At 35.4% G+C, this 5,003-nt stretch carries 5 protein-coding genes; 3 read left to right on the top strand and 2 right to left on the bottom strand.

Features of this window, described 5'->3' with window-relative positions:
- The first annotated feature begins 434 nt into the window (after positions 1–434).
- From AFK68_RS10840 to AFK68_RS10830, 3 genes are all read left to right on the top strand, one after another.
- The gene (locus AFK68_RS10840) at positions 435–692 is read left to right on the top strand and encodes a cytotoxic translational repressor of toxin-antitoxin stability system (RefSeq protein WP_094672711.1); all 258 of its coding nucleotides are present in this window, start codon (positions 435–437) and stop codon (positions 690–692) included.
- 53 nt (positions 693–745) lie between these two features.
- Complete coding sequence (locus tag AFK68_RS10835) at positions 746–2,332, top strand: glucose-6-phosphate isomerase (RefSeq protein ID WP_094672710.1); 1,587 nt, start codon at positions 746–748, stop codon at positions 2,330–2,332.
- 577 nt (positions 2,333–2,909) lie between these two features.
- A complete protein-coding gene (locus AFK68_RS10830; RefSeq protein WP_094672709.1) occupies positions 2,910–3,602 on the top strand; it encodes a response regulator transcription factor in 693 nt (230 codons plus the stop codon).
- 224 nt (positions 3,603–3,826) lie between these two features.
- Here the strand turns inward: AFK68_RS10830 and AFK68_RS10825 are convergent, their stop codons facing one another.
- A complete protein-coding gene (locus tag AFK68_RS10825) occupies positions 3,827–4,312 on the bottom strand; it encodes a low molecular weight protein-tyrosine-phosphatase (RefSeq protein WP_094672708.1) in 486 nt (161 codons plus the stop codon).
- Positions 4,313–4,461: 149 nt separating this feature from the next.
- The gene (locus tag AFK68_RS10820; protein WP_094672707.1) at positions 4,462–4,806 is read right to left on the bottom strand and encodes a YbaB/EbfC family nucleoid-associated protein; all 345 of its coding nucleotides are present in this window, start codon (positions 4,804–4,806) and stop codon (positions 4,462–4,464) included.
- Positions 4,807–5,003 lie beyond the last annotated feature (197 nt).

Below are 5,003 nucleotides of genomic sequence, written 5' to 3'. Positions count from 1 at the left end.
AGAAGAGAAAAACTCTAAAAAAACCAGATTATTTTGACCAAAAAATCTGGTTTCAAGCCACCCTTTTCCTGGAAATGAAAAAAGTAAACTTCAGTATTTAAAGCCTCCAATTTCAGCCAGATATACTGATAACTGATAACTCAATTATGACAGCTATTCAAAAATCGAAAACAAGTCACAAACCAGGAGATATCTTGACTAAAGAAGAAACCTTGCAAATCTTATACTTTGACAAATAAAATAGTTAAAATCCAAACAAACATTCTTATTTAAACCAGAAGAGAAAAACTCTAAAAAAACCAGATTATTGTGACCAAAAAATCTGGTTTCAAGCCACCCTTTTCCTGGAAATGAAAAAAGTAAACTTCAGTATTTCAAACCTCCAAGTTTAGCCAGATATACTGATAACTAATAAATGATAACTGATAACTGAAATGACTCTAGAAGTGCGTTATTCTCGTTCTTTTATCCAAGACCTTAAAGTCATAGAATCTGTTGCCTACCAGCAAATATATGATTTTGTTTTTATCAAATTTAGTCAAATAAATTATTTACAAGAATTACCAGAACTAAGACAACTTGGAACCAGTGGTATTTTCTACAGATTTACTGTGGACAATTATCTGATAGGTATAGAAGTAACAGGTCAAATTGTTAAATTTATCCGTATTTTACCAAAGCCAGAAATCTAGTCTTCTAAACTACAGATGGCAAACTAGCAAAAATACTAAATACACTAATTTTTATGGAATCAAAAGCACTCTGGCAACGCTATATTGACTGGCTTTACTACCACGAAGGATTAGGATTTTACGTTGACATAAGTCGCATTAAATTTGATGACTCTTTTGTTGAAACAATAAAGCCTAAACTTGAAAAAGCCTTCCAAGATATGGACGCCTTAGAAAAAGGTGCGATCGCTAACCCAGACGAAAACCGGATGGTTGGCCACTATTGGCTCAGAGATGCTGATATTGCTCCTACCCCCGAAATTAAACAAGAAATTGTCCAAACTCTGGAACAAATAGAAACTTTTGCCAAGAAAGTCCATAGTGGAGAAATTAAACCTGCTAATGTCCCCAAATTTACAGATATTCTCTCCATTGGTATCGGTGGTTCAGCATTAGGCCCCCAATTTGTCGCCGAAGCTCTTGGTCTTGATGACCCACCAATGGAAATACACTTCATAGACAACACAGATCCAGCAGGTATAGACCGGGTACTCCACAAACTCGGCGATCGCCTCAACAGCACCCTAGTTATAGTCATCTCCAAATCTGGAGGTACCCCAGAACCTCGCAATGGTATGATGGAAGTCAAAGCAGCTTTTGCATCTAAAAATTTAAACTTTGCTAGTCAAGCTGTTGCTACTACTACTCCTAATAGTAAACTAGGTCAAATTGCTAAATCTGAAGGATGGATAGATGTTATCCCGATGGCAGACTGGGTAGGTGGACGTACTTCCGAACTCTCCTCCGTTGGTTTGCTACCCGCAGCACTGCAAGGAATTGATATCCGGGCAATGCTTGCTGGGGCAAAAGAAATGGACGCAGTTACTCGCAAACATGAAATCAAAGGCAACCCCTCTGCTTTATTAGCCTTGAGTTGGTACGCCGTAGGTAATGGTCACGGGGAAAAAGATATGGTAGTTCTACCATACAAAGATAGTCTACTGCTATTCAGTCGTTATCTACAGCAGTTAGTTATGGAATCTTTAGGTAAGGAAAAAGACCTAGATGGCAATGTCGTCAACCAAGGTATTGCAGTCTACGGTAACAAAGGTTCCACAGACCAACACGCCTATGTACAACAGTTGCGAGACGGTGTATCTAATTTCTTTGTCACCTTTATCGAAGTTCTAGAAGATCGTCAAGGTACTTCTCCGGAAGTAGAAGCAGGGGTAACTGCTGGAGACTACTTATCTGGTTTTCTTCAAGGTACTAGACAAGCACTTTATGAAAATGAGCGAGATTCTATTACAGTTACTATTCCTAAAGTTAATCCTTATAATGTAGGAGCATTAATAGCCCTTTATGAGAGGGCAGTTGGTTTTTATGGCTCTCTAGTTAATATTAACGCCTATCACCAACCAGGAGTAGAAGCTGGTAAAAAAGCCGCAGCTACAGTGCTAGAATTACAACAACAGGTAATAAATATCCTCAAGCAAGAGGGAACTCCTCTATCTTTAGAAGAATTAGCTGAAAAAGCAGGAGCTGCTGATAAAATAGAAACCATCTACAAGATTTTGCGTCATTTGGCAACTAACCAAGAAGGTATTGTTTTCCATGGAAATCTTGGACAACCAGCTAGTTTAGCTGTAAGTTATACATAATAGTAGATAATATAGATAATATATTTTGCTCTTAGAATTGAGCATTAGTGGTAGGGGTTCATTAATTGATAATGGATAATGGATAATTGATAATTACCTCTCCCTTTTAGGGAGAGGATTGACACAAAGGGGGAAAAGATTTATTTTTTTCCCTTGAAAGAGGAGGCTTCAAGGCGTCAATTATCTAATTATTTAATTGCTTAATTATTAATTATTTCGGTAAAAACATAAGATTAAATATTACCTAAAATATACTTTTTTTGAAAATTTATGATGGTATATACTTAAGCTTATTTTACCCTCAAAAGAGATAAGTTAATTTGCTACTAGATTTTAAGTCTCTGGAAAATATTAAGTAACAACCAAGGAGAATTTGCTCTTCAGTGAAGTAGGAACTTAGTCCCTAGTTTTATCCCCTAGATAAAGCTGACCAAAAAATTAGGTCAATAACCTCTCGTTTTAATGGGATAAAAAAATAAACTTCAGTATTTAAAGGCTCCTAATTCACCCAAAGGTACTCATAACTGATAACTGAAATGACTGATTTCCAAACTAAAGAAGGTTTTTAGATCGAAAAATGCCCTTAACAATTCTTGTTGTTGATGACGACTTAGGAACTAGGTTATGTGTTAGTGATTACCTAGAGGTATCTGGTTACTTAGTTGTCAAAGCTGAAAATGGTCAACAAGCTTTAGATTTAGTTGAGAAATCTCAGCCCCATTTGATTATTACTGATATTGCTATGCCAACAATGGACGGTTATGAACTGGTAAGACGAGTTCGGGCGCGTCCAAATTTTCGTCTCTTACCTGTAATTTTTCTAACCGCTCATACAAGTACACAGGACAGAGTGAAAGGTTATCAATTGGGGTGTGATATTTATTTACCAAAGCCTTTTGAATTAGTAGAGTTAGGAGCAGTAGTCCGCTCTTTATTAGATCGATATGCTCTTATTGCTCAAGCTTCACCTATAACTAATTCTTTACCTACTAATAGTCAATATTTGGCAACAGAAAAGATATCAAAATCTGATTATTCAGAAGCAGTATCTCAGTCAATTATCATAAATTCTCAGATTAGTTTAACCGCCAGAGAACAGCAAGTTTTGAGTCTCTTGCTGAATGGTCTTTCTAATGTTAAAATTGGCGATCGCCTACATTTAAGTCCCAGAACTATTGAAAAATATGTGAGTAGTTTATTGAGAAAAACTGATACTAACAATAGAGCTGAATTAGTCCGTTTTACTATGGAAAATTACCTGGCTAATTAATCTTAAATTAAAGGGAATAGGGAATAGTTAGAGGTGTTAAATTATCTGCATTTTTCCCAGTTAGGCGAATAAAAATCCCAACAAGGAGTGAACATTAATTTAGTTAGTATTTTTTGGTCTTTTTTGACAGGTTTAGCACCACTTAAACTGATGACACATCATTGATTATTCAGCAAGGTCTAATTAATAATTTTTCAGGTAAATAATCTGAAATTCAGCGATCGCTAAACTACTATTTTATTTTGATTAATCAAATAATCTAATAGCCCTTCACAAGCATCTAAAAGTATCTCAATCACATAATCAAATCCATCTGAACCACCATAGTAAGGATCGGGTACTTCCTTAATATCAAAATATCTACAAAAGTCACACATTAACTTCACTTTATCCCTATATTTATCAGCACTATCTAAGCGAAGAACATCCCGATAATTTTCCTTATCCATTGTCAGAATTAAATCAAAATTATTAAAATCTTCTACTTGAAATTTACGAGCTGAACCTTTCAGATTAATACCTCTCATCTTAGCAGCATAAGTCATTCTAGAATCAGGAGGACTACCTACATGATAACCTCCAGTACCAGCAGAATCACAAACTATGCGTTGGCTCAAATTAGATTTTTCTATCAGATGATTCATAATATTTTCTGCCGAGGGAGAACGACAGATATTACCAAGACAAACAAATAATAGTTTATAAGGCATAAATTAATTTAGAATGCAGAATGTAGAATGCAGAATTATTAAATTTTTCAGAAATCAAAAAGACTAGGATAAAGCTTCTGAGTTAGTCTACTGTTATATTTTTTAGTTATCTAACTTAAAACCTGTCCTAGCCATCATTAGTATTTAAACTACATTCCAGGTAAATTTAAACCACCTGTCAACTCTTCCATACGTTCACGCATAGTAGCAGTAGACTTAGTATAAGCATCTAGCATTGCTGCTGTCACCAATTCAGAAATTACCTCTGCTCCTTCCCCCAGTGCATCTGGTGAAATTTCTACTCGCCTTGGCTCTTGGTTTCCACTCAAAAAAACCTTTACCAAGCCACCACCTGCTAACCCTTCAACTTCTAATTTATCTAGTTCTTCCTGAAGTTGTTTGGCTCCTTCTTGAACTTGTTGAGCTTTTTTAAAAGCTTCAGTTAGTTCTTTCATTTTACCTAAGCCGAAGCCAAAACCTTTTCCTTGTGACATAATTACTCTTCTATGGTAAATCTTATTTGGTATTTGTTTGTTGCCATTTATAGATTCTGTATCAGTGATTGAGAATCTAATTTTATTTTCTGCTTGAGTAGGAGCTGATTAAAATGCTAACCTACGCAGCTATAGCATCATAGCATCTATCATTAAAATCATAACACTACATATAAATTTTTAGGGCTTGATTATAA

The sequence above is a fragment of the Hydrocoleum sp. CS-953 genome (assembly GCF_002260545.1).
Lineage (GTDB): Bacteria > Cyanobacteriota > Cyanobacteriia > Cyanobacteriales > Microcoleaceae > Trichodesmium.
This window is presented reverse-complemented; position numbering and strand designations above follow the sequence as displayed.